At 69.8% G+C, this 14,069-nt stretch carries 15 protein-coding genes and 2 pseudogenes; 9 read left to right on the forward strand and 8 right to left on the reverse strand.

What is annotated here, in order from left to right:
- From OIE12_RS13590 to galT, 4 genes are all read right to left on the reverse strand, one after another.
- The gene (locus OIE12_RS13590) at nucleotides 1–447 is read right to left on the reverse strand and encodes a hypothetical protein (protein WP_329135104.1); all 447 of its coding nucleotides are present in this window, start codon (nucleotides 445–447) and stop codon (nucleotides 1–3) included.
- A gap of 212 nt (nucleotides 448–659) precedes the next feature.
- A complete protein-coding gene (gene galK, locus OIE12_RS13595) occupies nucleotides 660–1,832 on the reverse strand; it encodes a galactokinase (protein ID WP_329135106.1) in 1,173 nt (390 codons plus the stop codon).
- An 81-nt stretch (nucleotides 1,833–1,913) separates the two neighbouring features.
- Entirely contained in the window at nucleotides 1,914–2,879 is a 966-nt protein-coding gene (gene galE / locus OIE12_RS13600) for a UDP-glucose 4-epimerase GalE (RefSeq protein ID WP_329135108.1), read from the reverse strand.
- Nucleotides 2,876–3,937: a galactose-1-phosphate uridylyltransferase gene (gene galT, locus OIE12_RS13605; RefSeq protein ID WP_329135109.1), complete on the reverse strand. Its 1,062-nt coding sequence runs from the start codon at nucleotides 3,935–3,937 to the stop codon at nucleotides 2,876–2,878. The genes galE and galT overlap by 4 nt, the downstream gene beginning before the upstream one ends.
- Before the next feature lie 164 nt (nucleotides 3,938–4,101).
- Here galT and OIE12_RS13610 point away from each other — a divergent pair, with 164 nt between their 5' ends.
- The gene (locus OIE12_RS13610; protein WP_329135111.1) at nucleotides 4,102–5,781 is read left to right on the forward strand and encodes a sodium:solute symporter family protein; all 1,680 of its coding nucleotides are present in this window, start codon (nucleotides 4,102–4,104) and stop codon (nucleotides 5,779–5,781) included.
- Nucleotides 5,782–5,802: 21 nt separating this feature from the next.
- A complete protein-coding gene (locus tag OIE12_RS13615) occupies nucleotides 5,803–6,144 on the forward strand; it encodes a hypothetical protein (RefSeq protein WP_329135113.1) in 342 nt (113 codons plus the stop codon).
- A gap of 71 nt (nucleotides 6,145–6,215) precedes the next feature.
- On the opposite strand, the gene OIE12_RS13620 is transcribed toward OIE12_RS13615, so the two are convergent.
- Both OIE12_RS13620 and OIE12_RS13625 read right to left on the reverse strand, forming a co-directional pair.
- Nucleotides 6,216–7,136 carry a hypothetical protein gene (locus OIE12_RS13620; protein WP_329135115.1) on the reverse strand — a complete coding sequence of 307 codons (921 nt, stop codon included), beginning with the start codon at nucleotides 7,134–7,136 and terminating at the stop codon, nucleotides 6,216–6,218.
- A gap of 31 nt (nucleotides 7,137–7,167) precedes the next feature.
- A pseudogene (locus OIE12_RS13625) lies at nucleotides 7,168–7,290 on the reverse strand (ATP-binding protein); the annotation flags it as partial.
- On the opposite strand from OIE12_RS13625, the pseudogene OIE12_RS13630 reads away from it, so the two are divergent.
- Together OIE12_RS13630 and OIE12_RS13635 are read left to right on the forward strand one after the other, a co-directional pair.
- Nucleotides 7,286–7,588 (forward strand): annotated as a pseudogene (locus OIE12_RS13630) (Scr1 family TA system antitoxin-like transcriptional regulator); the annotation flags it as partial. The pseudogenes OIE12_RS13625 and OIE12_RS13630 sit on opposite strands and share 5 nt — an antisense overlap.
- Before the next feature lie 8 nt (nucleotides 7,589–7,596).
- The gene (locus tag OIE12_RS13635; protein WP_329135118.1) at nucleotides 7,597–7,788 is read left to right on the forward strand and encodes a DUF397 domain-containing protein; all 192 of its coding nucleotides are present in this window, start codon (nucleotides 7,597–7,599) and stop codon (nucleotides 7,786–7,788) included.
- 13 nt (nucleotides 7,789–7,801) lie between these two features.
- Here the strand turns inward: OIE12_RS13635 and OIE12_RS13640 are convergent, their stop codons facing one another.
- Nucleotides 7,802–8,578, reverse strand: coding sequence for a sensor domain-containing protein (locus OIE12_RS13640; RefSeq protein ID WP_329135120.1), 777 nt, complete (start codon nucleotides 8,576–8,578; stop codon nucleotides 7,802–7,804).
- A gap of 122 nt (nucleotides 8,579–8,700) precedes the next feature.
- Nucleotides 8,701–9,483, reverse strand: coding sequence for a hypothetical protein (locus OIE12_RS13645; protein ID WP_329135122.1), 783 nt, complete (start codon nucleotides 9,481–9,483; stop codon nucleotides 8,701–8,703).
- A 367-nt stretch (nucleotides 9,484–9,850) separates the two neighbouring features.
- On the opposite strand from OIE12_RS13645, the gene OIE12_RS13650 reads away from it, so the two are divergent.
- Genes OIE12_RS13650 through OIE12_RS13670 form a run of 5 tightly spaced genes read left to right on the forward strand, consistent with a single transcriptional unit; the run spans nucleotide 9,851 to nucleotide 13,939 of the window.
- Nucleotides 9,851–11,119, forward strand: coding sequence for an ATP-binding protein (locus OIE12_RS13650; protein WP_329135124.1), 1,269 nt, complete (start codon nucleotides 9,851–9,853; stop codon nucleotides 11,117–11,119).
- Nucleotides 11,116–11,517, forward strand: coding sequence for a roadblock/LC7 domain-containing protein (locus OIE12_RS13655; protein WP_006143844.1), 402 nt, complete (start codon nucleotides 11,116–11,118; stop codon nucleotides 11,515–11,517). The genes OIE12_RS13650 and OIE12_RS13655 overlap by 4 nt, the downstream gene beginning before the upstream one ends.
- Nucleotides 11,514–11,888: a DUF742 domain-containing protein gene (locus OIE12_RS13660; RefSeq protein ID WP_006143845.1), complete on the forward strand. Its 375-nt coding sequence runs from the start codon at nucleotides 11,514–11,516 to the stop codon at nucleotides 11,886–11,888. The genes OIE12_RS13655 and OIE12_RS13660 overlap by 4 nt, the downstream gene beginning before the upstream one ends.
- The gene (locus OIE12_RS13665) at nucleotides 11,881–12,507 is read left to right on the forward strand and encodes a GTP-binding protein (RefSeq protein ID WP_329135127.1); all 627 of its coding nucleotides are present in this window, start codon (nucleotides 11,881–11,883) and stop codon (nucleotides 12,505–12,507) included. Before OIE12_RS13660 ends, OIE12_RS13665 begins: the two co-directional genes overlap by 8 nt.
- Nucleotides 12,508–12,547: 40 nt before the next feature.
- The gene (locus OIE12_RS13670; RefSeq protein ID WP_329135129.1) at nucleotides 12,548–13,939 is read left to right on the forward strand and encodes a cytochrome P450; all 1,392 of its coding nucleotides are present in this window, start codon (nucleotides 12,548–12,550) and stop codon (nucleotides 13,937–13,939) included.
- The last annotated feature ends 130 nt before the right edge of the window (nucleotides 13,940–14,069 follow it).

The raw sequence follows: 14,069 nt of genomic DNA on the forward strand, positions 1-14,069 counted from the left end.
TCAGTGGTCCTTCCGGTCGTCGAAGCCCTTGTCGAGCGTGGCGATTCTGCTCACCGCACCGGAGATGTAGGACTCGTAGGCCGCGTGCTGGTTCTTCGTGTACCGCAGATGGTTGGAGATGTGGGCGCAGGCGTCCAGCAGGGTCTTGGACTGTTCGCTCCAGCGCTCCGCCACATGCTCCAGGGCTCCGCCCAGGGCGTAACCCTCGCTCTTGAGCCCACTCGCCGCCGACTCCGAGGCCACCCGCGCGTGCCCGCTGTACGTCGTGAAGTGGTCGAACAACTCATGGGCCGCCTTGCCGACCGCCTCGAGGTCCTTGTGGCCCACGACGAGATCGCCCTGGGTGCCGTCGCCTCCCTGGTCGGCCGGATACTGGTTGAGCCGCATCCGGACGGCGTGCTGATCGGCCGCCTTGGCCTTCAGCTGGTCCCATTCCTCCCATGCCATGTATGGCCTCCCCCGTGTCTTCCGTGGCGCTACCACCGGCTCTGTGCCGGTCCGGTACCGACGTGCGGACCTGTGGCCGCGTCTCCGCGGCGGACACCGTGAACACTACCGACCCCGCCAAGTGCCCGGACGGCCACGGTGGGTTGGGGGTGGACGTGCGAGTGGGGGCGCCCGGGAAGCACCGGGCGCCCCTGCTCGCGTTCGTTACTCCGTCACCGCACCCGGCGTGCCCCCGGGGCCGGGACCGCGGTGAAGGTGCGGGGGGTGGTGAAGCCGGCCTTCGCGAAGGCGGCTTCCACCGCCTTCGTGATCGGGTCGACTGCCGCCTCCTCCGTGAGGACGATGGCCGAGCCGCCGAAGCCGCCGCCTGTCATGCGGGCGCCGAGGGCGCCGGTGGCGAGGGCCGTGTCGACGACCAGGTCCAGCTCCGGGCAGGAGATGCAGAAGTCGTCGCGGAGGGAGGCGTGGCCCTCGGTGAGGACGGGGCCGATGCCGCGGGGGTCGCCGGATTCCAGGAGGGCGACGACGCGTTCGACGCGCTGGTCCTCCGTGACCACGTGGCGGACCAAGCGGCGGACCTCCTCCTCGTCGCCGAGCCGGTCCAGCGCCGCGTCGAGGTCCTCGTACGCCACGTCGCGCAGCGCGTCGACGCCGAGCAGCGCGGCGCCCTTCTCGCAGCCGGCCCGGCGCTTGCCGTACTCGCCGTCGCTGTGGGCGTGCTTGACCTGGGTGTCGACGACGAGGAGCCGCATGCCCTCGGCCGCGAGGTCGAAGGGGATCTGCTTCTGGGAGAGGTCCCGGGTGTCGAGGAACAGGGCGTGGCCGTCCTCGCAGCAGGCGGAGGCGGTCTGGTCCATGATGCCGGTGGGCGCGCCGACGTAGACGTTCTCCGCGCGCTGGCACAGGCGGGCCAACTGCCAGCCGCGCAGGTTCAGTTCGTACAGGTCGTTCAGTGCGAGCGCGACCACGACCTCCAGCGCCGCCGACGAGGACAGGCCCGCGCCGGACGGCACCGTGGACGCCAGGTGGATGTCGGCGCCGTCGATCTCGTGGCCCGCCTCGCGCAGCGCCCACACCACGCCGGCCGGGTAGGCGGTCCAGCCCTTGTCGGACTCGGGGGCGAGCCCGTCGAGCGGCAGTTCGACGGGGCCGGCGTCGATGTCGGCCGAGTGCAGGCGCAGCACGCCGTCCTCGCGCCGCGAGACGGCGGCGACGGTGGTGTGCGGCAGGGCGAACGGCATGACGAAGCCGTCGTTGTAGTCGGTGTGCTCGCCGATCAGGTTGACCCGCCCCGGCGCGGCCCACACCCCCTCCGGCCCGGCCCCGTACAGCTCCCGGAACCGGTCGGCCACCTCACCGGCGGCCTTGGCGACAGCCTCACTCATGCCCTGTTCCCTGACCCTTCGCTACGGACTCACCGCGATGACGTACGCGCCGGCCGCGCGTACGTTCTCCTCGCGTACGTTCTACTCGGCGTCGCGCGCCTGGGCGAACCGCCAGGCGTCGGCGACGATCCCCGCGAGGTCCGCGCGGGACGGGTTCCAGCCCAGCTTCTCGCGGGCCGTGCCGGCCGCGGCCACCAGCACCGCCGGGTCGCCGCCGCGGCGCGGGGCCACGACCTCGGGCACCGGGTGCCCGGTGACCTGCCGCACGGTCTCGACGACCTCGCGCACGGAGAAGCCGTTGCCGTTGCCGAGGTTGCAGATCAGGTGCTCGCCGGGCGCGGCCGCGTCCAGGGCGAGCAGGTGCGCCTCGGCCAGGTCGGCGACGTGGATGTAGTCGCGCACACAGGTGCCGTCCGGCGTCGGGTAGTCGTCGCCGAAGACGGAGATCGCCTCGCGGCGGCCCTGCGCGACCTGGAGGACGAGCGGGATGAGGTGCGACTCGGGGTCGTGCCGCTCGCCGAACTCCCCATAGGCCCCGGCCACGTTGAAGTAGCGCAGCGACACCGCGCCGAGCCCGTGCGCCGCCGCCTCGCCGCTGATCATGTGGTCGACGGCGAGCTTCGAGGCACCGTAGGGGTTGGTCGGCTTCGTCGGCGCGGTCTCCACGATGGGGACCTGCTCCGGCTCACCGTACGTCGCCGCCGTCGAGGAGAAGACGAGCCGGCGCACGCCCGCCTCGCGCATCGCCGCGAGCAGCGCCATCGTGCCGCCGACGTTGTTCTCCCAGTACTTCTCCGGCTTCACCACCGACTCGCCGACCTGCGAGAACGCGGCGAAGTGCAGCACGGCGTCGAAGGAGGAGTCCAGCCATGTGGCGGCGTCGCGGATGTCGCCCTCGACGAAGGCCGCGCCCGCGGGGACGCCCTCGCGGAAGCCGGTGGAGAGGTTGTCCAGGACGACCACCTCGTGACCGGCCTCCAGCAGATGCTGGGCGACCACGCTGCCGACATAGCCGGCACCACCGGTGACCAGGTACTTCCCACTCATGAACTCGCTACCTCTCGCAGTCGCACGGCCGCGGCCTCCGGCGGCACGTCGTTGATGAACACGTTCATGCCGGATTCGGAACCCGCGAGGAACTTCAGCTTTCCGGAGGTGCGGCGGATGGTGAAGAGCTCGAGGTGGAGCGCGAAGTCGTCCCGGCTCACGCCGTCGAACTCCTCCAGCGCGCCGAACGGGGCCTGGTGCCAGGCCGCGATGTACGGCGTGGGCGGTTCACCTTCGCCGAAGATCCGGTCGAAGCGCCTCAACAGTTCCAGATAGACCTGGGGGAACTCTGTGCGCGCCGCCTCGTCGAGCCCGAGCAGATCGGGCACCCGGCGGCGCGGGTAGAGGTGGACCTCGTAGGGCCAGTGGGCGGCGTAGGGCACGAAAGCCACCCAGTGCTCGGTGGCCAGAACCACCCGCTCACCTGCGGCTTCCCGCGCCACGACGGCGTCGAAGAGGTTCTCCCCGCCACTCGCCTTCTTGTGGGCCGCGAGCGAACGGAGCATCAGGGCGGTGCGAGGCGTGGTGAAGGGGTAGGCGTAGATCTGCCCGTGCGGGTGACCCAGCGTCACACCGATCTCGGCGCCGCGGTTCTCGAAGCAGAAGACCTGCTGGACGGAGGGCAGATGGGACAGCTCGGCGGTGCGGTCGGTCCACGCGTCCAGGACCAGTCCCGCCTGCTCCTCGGTGAGGTCGGCGAAGGACGCGTCGTGGTCGGAGGTGAAACAGACGACCTCGCAGCGGCCGGAGTCGCCGGCGAGCGAGGGGAAGCGGTTCTCGAAGACGACGACGTCGTACGAAGAGTCGGGGATCTCGCTGAGCCGCTCGCCCCGGGAGGGGCAGAGCGGGCACTGGTCGGCCGGCGGGTGGTAGGTGCGGCCCTGCCGGTGGGAGGCGACGGCGACCGCGTCACCGAGCAGCACGTCCTTGCGGATCTCGGACGTGGTGACGGTGCGCTCCAGCGGGCGCCGGTCCACCGCGTCGCGCACGGTGTCGTCACGCAGGTCGTAGTAGATCAGCTCACGCCCGTCGGCCAGCCGGGTCGAGGTCTTCTTCACGGCGCCTTACCCCAATCATCCAACAGAACCCAACATAACAAACCATGCCACCCCTCGAACGTCAACATCACAATCCCACAAAAACAACCACCAGGGATGTTCATTTTCTGAACGCGGAGGCGTAAGTTCCGCCCTGATCGGTTCACGCGACGAAGCGAGTACGCATGCAGACCCCCACATACCTGGCAGCCGAGCTTCGGCTCCCCACCAACTGGCTCGATTACACGATCCTCGGCATCTACTTCGTGGTCGTCCTGGGCATCGGCTTCGCGGCCCGCCGCTCGGTGAAGACCAGCCTCGACTTCTTCCTGTCCGGGCGTTCCCTCCCCGCCTGGATCACCGGTCTGGCGTTCATCTCGGCCAACCTGGCCGCCACCGAGATCCTCGGCATGGCCGCCAACAGCGCCCAGTACGGCGTCTACACCGTGCACTGGTACTGGATCGGCGCCATCCCGGCCATGGTCTTCCTCGGCCTGGTGATGATGCCCTTCTACTACGGCTCCAAGGTCCGCTCGGTCCCGGAGTTCCTGCTGCTCCGCTTCGACAAGTGGGCCCATCTGCTCAGTTCGATCCTGTTCGCCTTCGCGGCGATCCTGATCGCGGGCGTCAACCTGTACGCGCTGGCGATCGTCGTCGAGGCGCTGCTGGGCTGGCCGCAGTGGGTGGCGATCCTGGTGGCCGGCATCTTCGTGCTGGCGTACATCACGCTGGGCGGGCTGTCCTCCGCGATCTACAACGAGGTGCTCCAGTTCTTCGTGATCCTCGCGGCCCTCATCCCGATCGCCGCGCTCGGCCTGAAGCGGGTCGGCGGCTGGGACGGTCTGACGGACTCGCTCACCAAGTCGCACGGGGACAACTTCGTCACCGCGTGGGGCGGCACGGGAATCGGCAGCGCCAACCCGCTCGGCGCGAACTGGCTGACCATCGTGCTGGGCCTCGGCTTCGTGCTGTCGTTCGGCTACTGGACGACCAACTTCGCCGAGGTGCAGCGCGCGCTCTCCGCGAAGAACCTCTCCGCCGGACAGCGCACCCCCCTCATCGCCGCGTTCCCGAAGATCTTCATCGTCTTCCTGGTGATGATCCCGGGCCTGGTCGCGGCCGTCCTCGTGCCGAAGATCGGCACGTCCGGCTCCGACCTCCAGTACAACGACGCGATCCCCTATCTGATGCAGGAGCTGCTCCCCAACGGCATGCTCGGCATCGCGGTGACGGGTCTGCTGGCGGCGTTCATGGCGGGCATGGCGGCCAACGTGTCGTCGTTCAACACGGTGTTCACCACCGACATCTGGGCGCGGTACGTGGTGCGTGACCGCGAGGACGGCTACTACGTGCGGTTCGGCCGGCTGATCACGGTGATCGGCGTCGCCGCGTCGGTCGGTACGGCGTTCCTGGCCTCGTCCTTCTCGAACATCATGAGCTACCTGCAGACGCTGTTCTCCTTCTTCAACGTGCCGATGTTCGTCGTCTTCATCGTCGGCATGTTCTGGAAGCGCGCGTCCATGAAGTCCGGGTTCTGGGGCCTGCTGGCAGGCACCACGGCCGCGATGGTCAACTACTTCGTCTTCTACAAGCAGGGCATCGTCGACATCCCCACCGACCAGGGCGCCAACTTCGTCTCCGCGATCGCCGGCTTCGTCGCCGGTGCGGTGGTGATGGTCGCGGTCACGCTGTTCACCAAGCCCAAGCCGGCGGACGAGCTCCAGGGCCTGGTCTACGGCACGCGCTCGCCCGGCATGGAGGAGGCGCCCGCGAAGGGCGACGACGCGTGGTACCGGCGGCCGGCGCTGCTCGGCTGGGGCGCGGTCGTCCTGGCCGCGGCGTGCTACATCCCGTTCTCGATCTGACGGCCGAGGGGCTGATACACCATGGCTGAGCAATACCCCCACGACGACGACCGCCGTCAGGCCTCGTCCGAGAAGGACCTCCAGCGCGAGGTCGCCGAACTCCAGACGAAGTCCGCGACCGCGGCCCGCCTGTTCGACATCCGCCGCATCATCGGCGGCCTGTTCGTGGTCTACGGCGTCATCGTGACGATCGCCGGCTTCACGGCGTCCGACGCGGACATCGACAAGGCGGTCGGCGTCAACATCAACCTCTGGACCGGCATCGGCATGCTGATCCTCGGCCTCCTCTTCCTCCTCTGGCTCTGGCTCCGCCCGACGGAGCCACCGGAGGTGACGGAGGAGGACGTACTGGAACAGAAGTAGGCGGAGCGCCGCCTGTGCGCTACGGGGCCGGTGTCCACGGGGGTGGACACCGGCTTCTGCGTGCCTGCCGGTCAGTCGGAGACGAACAGATCCTGTGCGGTGGTCGCGTGCATGGCGCGCTGGAACCAGAGCTTGAGCTGGACCGGATCGGCGCAGGACATGATCCGTGCGCGGACGGACTCGGGCACCTCGATGTCACGGCACTCCAGGGCGTCGAGCGTCGCGCGGGCCTGCCCCTCCAGACGTCCCTGCGCCCGGCCCTCGGCTCGGCCCTCGGCTCGGCCCTCGGCTCGGCCCTCCTCCCGTACTTCCTGGGCGACCGGGCTGTTGAAGAAGTACTTCACTGGTGCCATCAGACCACTCCAGATCTTCCTCGCCTGGTCGTCCACCAGGCATGACTCGACAAGGTGTGCGAACACCGTGGCGTTCGCGGGGTCAAAGGTGTCCAGGGCGTCAGCCAGGGGTTCCAGTATGGCGGTCGCGTCCGGACCCCGGCCATGTGTCATGGCCGAGAAGGCCGCGAGGGTGATGTCCTTCGCGATCTCCTTCGCGTCGGTGATCACCGGCACGTTCTCCGGGCTGAGGACCATCGGCCTGATGATGACCGAGGGCCACCCCGGAAGCCCGTACCGGATGTGCCGTGCCGCCCACCTGGCCGTGGAACGGCTCTGCGTCACGACGATCAGCACCGGCTGCAAACCGAACTTCGCGTGCAGATACGAGAGGTAGTACGGCCAGCTGCTCCGCTTGCTCTCGTCCTTGCGCCCCTGCGCCTCGACGACCAGCAGGAAGTTCCCCTCGTCGGTGTCCACCCGCAGCAGGGTGTCCACGCGTCTCTCGATCGGTTCGATCTCCGTGAGGTCCACGTTGAGGACCGCGAACTCGCGCGGCTCGGGGAACGGGACGTGCAGCAGGCTCTGGCAGGCCCGCGTGAGCAGTGCGGGGTCCTTCTGAAAGACCCGATGCAGTCCTTCGTGCGAAGAGCTGACCATCGAACCTCCTTTCTTCCGATGTGCTGAACGATCACGCGGTCGCCAGGTCACACCACACGTACTTGCCCCGGTCGCCCTCCGCGGACAGGGGGTACCAGCCCCACAGATCCGCGCAGGCGCGGACGAGGGTGAGGCCGCGGCCCTCCTCCAGGTCGGCCGCGCGGACCCAACTCGCGCACATTCTCCAGTTGTCCGAAGCCGATCACGTAACCGTGCGGGTGATCCCTTTCGACCTGGACGGAGTCACCGGAGCGGGCAACATCATGATGTACGTGGGTGGGGCCGTCCCCCGGCTGGACACCGTCGTGCGCGATGCTCCCCACGGCACGGTGTTCGTCGACGCAGAGGCGCAACTCGGCGCCTTCCGCGCACACTTTCGTAGGGCCGAGGCCCAGTCGCTCGACCCCGAGCGGTCGCGGGACCTCATCCACGCATTGACGAAGGAGCTCTGATAACCCTCATGGCAACGACCCCCGACAACTGGCAGAAGTCATCCTTCTCCGGTGGCGGCGACGGCAACAACTGCCTCGAACTCGCCGCAACCCCCTCCGCCCTCCACCTCCGCGAGAGCGACGACCCGGACGTGCGGCTCGACACCACGCCCGTCGCCCTCGCCCGGCTCCTGCGCCGCATACGCGCGGCCGGGGCGTGAGCCGGGGGCGTGCTCAGCGCAGCTTCTTCTCCTGGGCCTTCGCCAGGGCGACGGGGAAGGTGAAGTCCGAGCCGTCCAGGGTGCCGAAATCGACCGCGCTGAAGTAGGCGAGCGTGCTGCCCCCGCGGAAGACGAACGCCTTCATCGGGGCCGTGCCGCCGTCCTCTTCCAGCGTCGCGGTGAACCCGAGGGGATCGTCGCCCACCCGCGGGGACGTGTCCTCGGTGATCTTCGTGAAGCGCGATTCCGCCTCCTGCTGCGTCCCGGTGAAGCCGTCGGGACACGCCGTCACGGCCTTTTTCAGCCGCGTCAGGGCCGCCCTGGCGCCCTCGGCGTCGTCGTAGGACGCCAGGGTGATCATCACGACCGAGGCGGGGGCGTCGGGCGAGGAGTGGGCGTTGACCTCCGCGACCGCCCAGCGCTGGGCGGTCGCCGCCGGGTTCCCCATGGCGACCGAGGACAGTGCCAGGCCCAGAGGCCGGCACTGCTTCCGGTCCGTGCCGACCTGATCCTCCGTGACCACCATGGACGTGCCCGGCTCGGAGATGAAGAAGCCCTTCACCTCCCGCTTCCCCAGCGACCGCTTCTCCAGTTCGCGCGCGCTCAGCGGGCCGGACGGTGCCGAGGTCATCGCCCTGGTGCCGGAACCGTCGGCCCTGCCGGGACCGGAAGCGGAACCCGAGCCGGAGCCGGAGCCGGAGTCCGAACCCGAGTCGCCGCACGCGGTGAGCAGGGTGAGGGGCAGGGCGGTCAGCACGGCCAGGGCCGTGCGGATGGCGGGTGTGTCCATACGGGCTGCGTCTGCTTTCGGGAGGCCCTCAATTTCCGCGCAGCTTATGCCAAGTTCACACACAGGACGGTCACAGGGGCGCCAACGGCGGTCACCGCGCCGCCACTTGACGCCCCCGCACCTCAGCCCAGCTTCCTCGCCTGGGTCTCCACCAGTACCGTCGGGAAGTCGAAGTCCCCGCCCTTGAGCAGGGACGCGGGGTTGACGCTGCTCACGTACGTCACCGTCGTGCCCGTACGGAAGGCGGCGACCTTCATGGGGCCGGACTTGGGCATGCCCTCCTGCCGGACCGCGGCCGTGAACGCGACGGCGTCGTCGCCCGTCTTCGGGGCCGCGTCCGCGGTGACCTTCGTGATCTTCTGCTCGGCGCCCATCGCGCTGTACGTGTAGCCGGCCGCGCAGGCCGTCACGCTCGTGCCGATCGAGGCCAGCGCCTTCTTCGCGGCGGCCTCGTCGGCGTAGGACGCGAGGGTGACCACGGAGGTCGTCGTGTCGAACGCCGCGTCCACCGCGGCGTCGACATCGTCCTTCGCCGCGTCGCCGGACGGCGCTGTCTTCTTGCCCGTCGCCCTGCGCTGTGCCGTCGCCGACGGGTCGTCGAGGGCGACACCGGAGAGCGCGAAGCTCAGCGGTTCGCAGTCGGCCCGCTCCGAGGTCACCTTGTCCGCGGTGACCTTCTCCTCCTTGGTCACCTCGCTGACCAGGAAGCCCTTCACGTCGGCCGAGGCCAGCACCTTCGCGTCCAACTCGGTCGCACTCAGGGACTTGGCCGTCGCGGCGGCCGGTGCCTTTGAGTCATCGGACGACGACGCGTCGGAAGCGGAGTCCGTGCCGCCGCAGGCGGTGAGGAGGACGGCCGCGAGGGCGGCGAACGTCGCGGTCGCGGGCAGGGGGCGTCTGGGCAAGGGAGTGCCTCACCTTTCAGGAGCTCTTTTGAGAGAAGTTCAACAGATGATCGACAGGACTTTACTTGTGGCTTCACAGGAAACGCACCCGGGTACCCCGTCACCCCTGGTCGGCGCCGCGCCCCACTCCCGGGAAACGCGCTCGCGAAGGCCCTGTGAAGGTCTCAGGCAAGAGTCCGAACAAAGGGGTTGACAGCTCACAGACTGCTAAGATCATCGCACGTTCAGTAGGCTGACGGCGCGTCACGTGTTGACCGCGCACGGGGGACAGTCTCTAGGGCCCCATCGCGAGGGGCAGCGACCATGGCCGGCCTGCGGGCCCGGGCCCACGGTCGTCCCTGTCGCGAGGCGACTTGAAGAGAGTCTCATGACGTCATTGATCCAGGACCCACTCCTGTGGGTCTTGCTGGCGGTACTTCTCGCCGCGGTCTTCGCGGTGATGAAGGCCCGTCGAACCAACATGGCACTCCGCAGACAGAACGAGAACCTGCGTGGCGCCCGGGACGGTCTCCAGGGAGAACGCAACCAGCTCTACACCGACTACGCCGCCCTGCGCACCCAGCACTCCGACGCCCTCGCCGAGGTGCGCCAGGACGCCGAGGCGGAGACCAAGGACGTGCTGAAGTCCGCGATGCGCACCCTCCAGGTGCTCGCCGACGAACAGCAGCACGTCATCGACAAGGCACAGCGCAAGTACGGCGACGACTCCGAGATCCTCGCCGACCTGATGCTGGTGGACCACACCAACAGCCAGTTCAGCCGCCGCGCCCAGGGCATCGCGGTGCTGTGCGGCGGCTGGCTCGGCCGGCGCGAGACCCTCGCCTCGGTCTACGACGTGGCCCGCAGCGCGCAGGGGCGGATCAAGCACTTCGACCGCGTCCGCATCAACTCGCAGGTGAACATCTCGGTCGCGCCCAAGGCCGTGGAGCCGGTGGCGGTGGTCCTGGCCGAACTGCTGGCCAACGCCACCAACTACAGCGCGCCCGGCACGCCCGTCGAGGTCAACATCCAGTCCGTGTCGGCCGGCGTCTGCGTGATCGTCGACGACGCGGGTCTCGGCATGAGCCAGGAGGAGAAGGACCGGGCCGCCGAGCTGCTCAGCCCCAAGGGGCCCGTCGCCATCACCGGCCTCGGCAATCCCCCCAAGTTCGGTTTCGCCGTCTCGGGGATGCTCGCCGCCCGCTACGGCTTCAAGGTGTCGGTCGACTCCGTATCCCCCTACGGCGGCGTACGTGCGGTGATTCTTCTGCCCGAGAACCTGCTGACCACCAACGCGCCCGAGCCGGAGGAGTCCGGGGCCGCCGGCTACGGCCACGCGGCCCAGCAGGCCGCGGTCCCGGGCCCCACGCCCGTACCGGACCCGGAGCCGATGGCCCCGCCGCAGCGGCTGACATCGATGGCAACCCCCGCCCATCACGCCGCCCCCGCCCGGCCGCTCGGCACCACGGCCGGCGGTCTGCCCAAGCGCCGCCGCATCAGCTCGGTCTCCGTCGTCCCGTTCCCCGTCGAGGAGACGGAGCGGGAGCCGGAGCCGGAGCACGGCGGCCAGGTCACCGCCGCGCGCATCTCGGCGTTCGCGCGCGGTACGCAGCTCGGTCGGAACACCCCTGCCACGGAAGGACCCGAAGACCAGTGAATCCCGACCTGTCGTGGGTGCTGAACGACGTGCTCCAGGTGCGCGGCGCCCGGCACGCGATCCTCGTCTCGGCCGACGGCCTGCTGCTGGAGCGCTCCAGTGACATCGGCCGCGACGAGGCGGAGACCAACGCCGCCGCGATGAGCTCCATGCAGTCCCTGAGCCGGGCCGTGGCCCCGTTCGTGTCCGCCGGGAACGGCGTCTGGAAGCAGACGCTGATCGAGTACGACGGCGGCTGGATCTTCCTGATCGCCGCGGGCCAGGGCGCCTACCTGGCGGTGTCGGCGGCCCTCGACGTCGACATGGAGTCGATGTCGTTCCGGATGCAGCAGCAGGTGAGCGCTTTGGGCAAGGCGATGACCACACCGCCCCGCCAGAGCGCGGGTGCGGACGTATGACCAGGCCGGACGAGGAAGCCGCGGTCACCGGTCACTTCGTACGCTCCTACGTCATCACCGGCGGCCGGCGCCTGCCGGAGGCGGACGAGCTGTCCCTGCACACCCTGGTGACGCTCGCCCCCGACGCCGAGCTGCCGCTCGGGGCGTCGCCGGAGGTGCGCGAGATCTGGGAGCTGTGCGCGGGGGGCTATCTGGCCGTGGCCGAGGTCTCCGCCCACCTCGGGCTGCCCGTCGGAGTGGCCCGGCTGCTGCTGACCGATTTATTCGAACAGGGCCATCTGCTGCGCCGCGCCGCACCGCCGCGCGCACAGCTCGTCGACCGAGAAACCATCGAGAAGGTGCTGCATGGACTCCAAACCCGTTATGGATGAGCACCGCGTGGACGATCCCCGCGACACCCGCAGCACGCACGCCGGCCGCAACCCGGGCATCTACGTCTCCGACGCGGTGACCACCACCGCCAAGATCCTCGTCGTCGGACACTTCGCCGTGGGCAAGACCACCCTCATCGGCTCACTGTCGGAGATCACCCCGCTGCGCACCGAGGAGAAGATGACGGAGGCGTCCACCCAGGTGGACGACCTGCGCGGCGCGCCGGACAAGGTGACCACCACCGTGGCACTGGACTTCGGCCGGCTCACCCTCAGCGACGAGCTGGTGCTCTACCTGTTCGGCACGCCCGGCCAGCAGCGGTTCATGCAGCTGTGGGAGGACATGGCGCGCGGCGCGCTGGGCGCGCTGATCCTGGTGGACCCGGCCCGGCTCGCCGACTCCTTCCCCGTCATCGACCTGGTGGAGAAGTACGGCCTGGAGTACGCCATCGCCGTCAACTCCTTCGACCCGTCCGCGCAGTTCGGCAAGGAGGAGATCCGCGAGGCGCTCGACCTGCTCCCGGACACCCCCGTCGAGTACTGCGACGCCCGGGACCAGCGCTCCTCCGCCCACGCGCTGATCGCCCTCGTCCAGCACCTGCTCACCCGGGCGTCCTGAACACCCCCCGAACCTTTTCCGCCCCAGAAGGAACACCCTCATGGACCACCAGCCACCGGCCGGCGCCCCCGGCTCCGCCTCCAGATGCCCGATGCACGGCGCCGACTTCGCGGCCAACCCGCACCTGGTCTACGACCAGCTGCGCGCCCAGGGCCCGGCCGCCCCCGTCGAGCTCGCGCCCGGCGTCAACGCCACCCTGGTCACCGGGTACGAGACCGCCCTGCGCGTCCTGCAGAGCCCGCAGCTCTTCGTCCGGGACTCGCGGCGCTGGAAGGACCTCAACGAGGGCCGCATATCCCTGGACAGCCCCGTCCTGCCGATGATGGCGTACCGGCCCAACTGCCTGTTCACCGACGGCGCCGTGCACCTGCGGCTGCGCAAGGCGGTCACCGAGAGCCTGGACCGGCTGAACATCACCCGCATCCGCCGGGACGTCGAGCCGATCGCCGCCTACCTCATCGACCAGTTCAGCGAGCGCGGCCGGGCCGACCTGCTGCACGACTACGCCAAGCTGCTGCCGCTGCTGCTGTTCAACAAGCTGTTCGGCTGCCCGGCCGGCATCGGCGACCGGCTGACCGGCGCCATGGCCGCGCTGTTCGAGGCGCAGGACCCGAACGAGGCGCTGCGCGCCAACGAGGAGCTGAACGCCTCCCTGATGGAGCTGATCGCGCTCAAGCGGCGCGAGCCCGGCGACGACATGACCTCCTGGCTGATCCAGCACGGGGCGGGGCTGACGGACGAGGAGCTCAAGGACCAGCTGGTGATGCTGATGGGCGCCGGCATCGAGCCGGAGCGCAACCTCATCTCCAACACCCTGCTCACGCTGCTCACCGAGGCCTCCTCCGGCCGCGGCACCGGCATGCTGATCGAGGAGGCGCTCGACCACGTCCTGTGGAACGACCCGCCGATCGCCAACTACGCCACGCACTTCCCGGTGCAGGACGTCGACCTCGGCGGCACGGTCGTGGAGGCCGGCTCCCCGGTCGTGATCAGCTTCGCCGGTGCCAACACCGATCCGGCGCTGAAGGAGGCCCGGCAGGCGCGCAGCGCGGGCGCCCATCTGGCCTGGGGCGCCGGGCCGCACGCCTGCCCGGCCAAGTCGCCGGCCCAGGTGATCGCGGTGGCGGCGGTCGAGGCGATCCTCAACGCCCTGCCCGACCTCCAGCTCGCGGTGCCCGCCGGGCGGCTGGAGTGGCGGCCGGGCCACTTCCACCGGGCGCTCGTGGCGCTGCCGGTGCGGTTCAGCCCGACGCCGGCGACCCGGGTGGCCGCGGCGCTGGGCAGCAACGGCGGTACGGCCTCCCGGCCGGCCCCGGCCGAGCAGCCGCTGCGGGCCCCGGCCGCGCCGGCGGCCCCGCGTCCGGCGGAGCCGCAGCGCACGGGCCGCAAGGGCGGCTTCTGGAGCACGTTCCTGGACCTGTTCCGGGTGTGACGACGGGGTGACGGCGCGGGGTTCCGGAGCGATGGGGCGCGGCTCCGGAGCACCGCGCCGGGTGAGCGTACGTGTGCTCCTGTGAACATCCTTTGGCCGACTGTGGGCGATGACGATCGCCAGAAGTCCA

This window comes from Streptomyces sp. NBC_00670, assembly GCF_036226765.1.
Taxonomy (GTDB): domain Bacteria; phylum Actinomycetota; class Actinomycetes; order Streptomycetales; family Streptomycetaceae; genus Streptomyces.

What these genes read in the sequence shown, in the direction of transcription:
- OIE12_RS13590 (WP_329135104.1), bottom strand. Translation starts at nt 447, where the DNA reads ATGGCATGGGAGGAATGGGACCAGCTGAAGGCCAAGGCGGCCGATCAG.
- galK (WP_329135106.1), bottom strand. Translation starts at nt 1,832, where the DNA reads ATGAGTGAGGCTGTCGCCAAGGCCGCCGGTGAGGTGGCCGACCGGTTC.
- galE (WP_329135108.1), bottom strand. Translation starts at nt 2,879, where the DNA reads ATGAGTGGGAAGTACCTGGTCACCGGTGGTGCCGGCTATGTCGGCAGC.
- OIE12_RS13610 (WP_329135111.1), top strand. Translation starts at nt 4,102, where the DNA reads ATGCAGACCCCCACATACCTGGCAGCCGAGCTTCGGCTCCCCACCAAC.
- OIE12_RS13615 (WP_329135113.1), top strand. Translation starts at nt 5,803, where the DNA reads ATGGCTGAGCAATACCCCCACGACGACGACCGCCGTCAGGCCTCGTCC.
- OIE12_RS13620 (WP_329135115.1), bottom strand. Translation starts at nt 7,136, where the DNA reads ATGGTCAGCTCTTCGCACGAAGGACTGCATCGGGTCTTTCAGAAGGAC.
- OIE12_RS13635 (WP_329135118.1), top strand. Translation starts at nt 7,597, where the DNA reads ATGGCAACGACCCCCGACAACTGGCAGAAGTCATCCTTCTCCGGTGGC.
- OIE12_RS13640 (WP_329135120.1), bottom strand. Translation starts at nt 8,578, where the DNA reads ATGGACACACCCGCCATCCGCACGGCCCTGGCCGTGCTGACCGCCCTG.
- OIE12_RS13650 (WP_329135124.1), top strand. Translation starts at nt 9,851, where the DNA reads ATGACGTCATTGATCCAGGACCCACTCCTGTGGGTCTTGCTGGCGGTA.
- OIE12_RS13660 (WP_006143845.1), top strand. Translation starts at nt 11,514, where the DNA reads ATGACCAGGCCGGACGAGGAAGCCGCGGTCACCGGTCACTTCGTACGC.
- OIE12_RS13665 (WP_329135127.1), top strand. Translation starts at nt 11,881, where the DNA reads ATGGATGAGCACCGCGTGGACGATCCCCGCGACACCCGCAGCACGCAC.
- OIE12_RS13670 (WP_329135129.1), top strand. Translation starts at nt 12,548, where the DNA reads ATGGACCACCAGCCACCGGCCGGCGCCCCCGGCTCCGCCTCCAGATGC.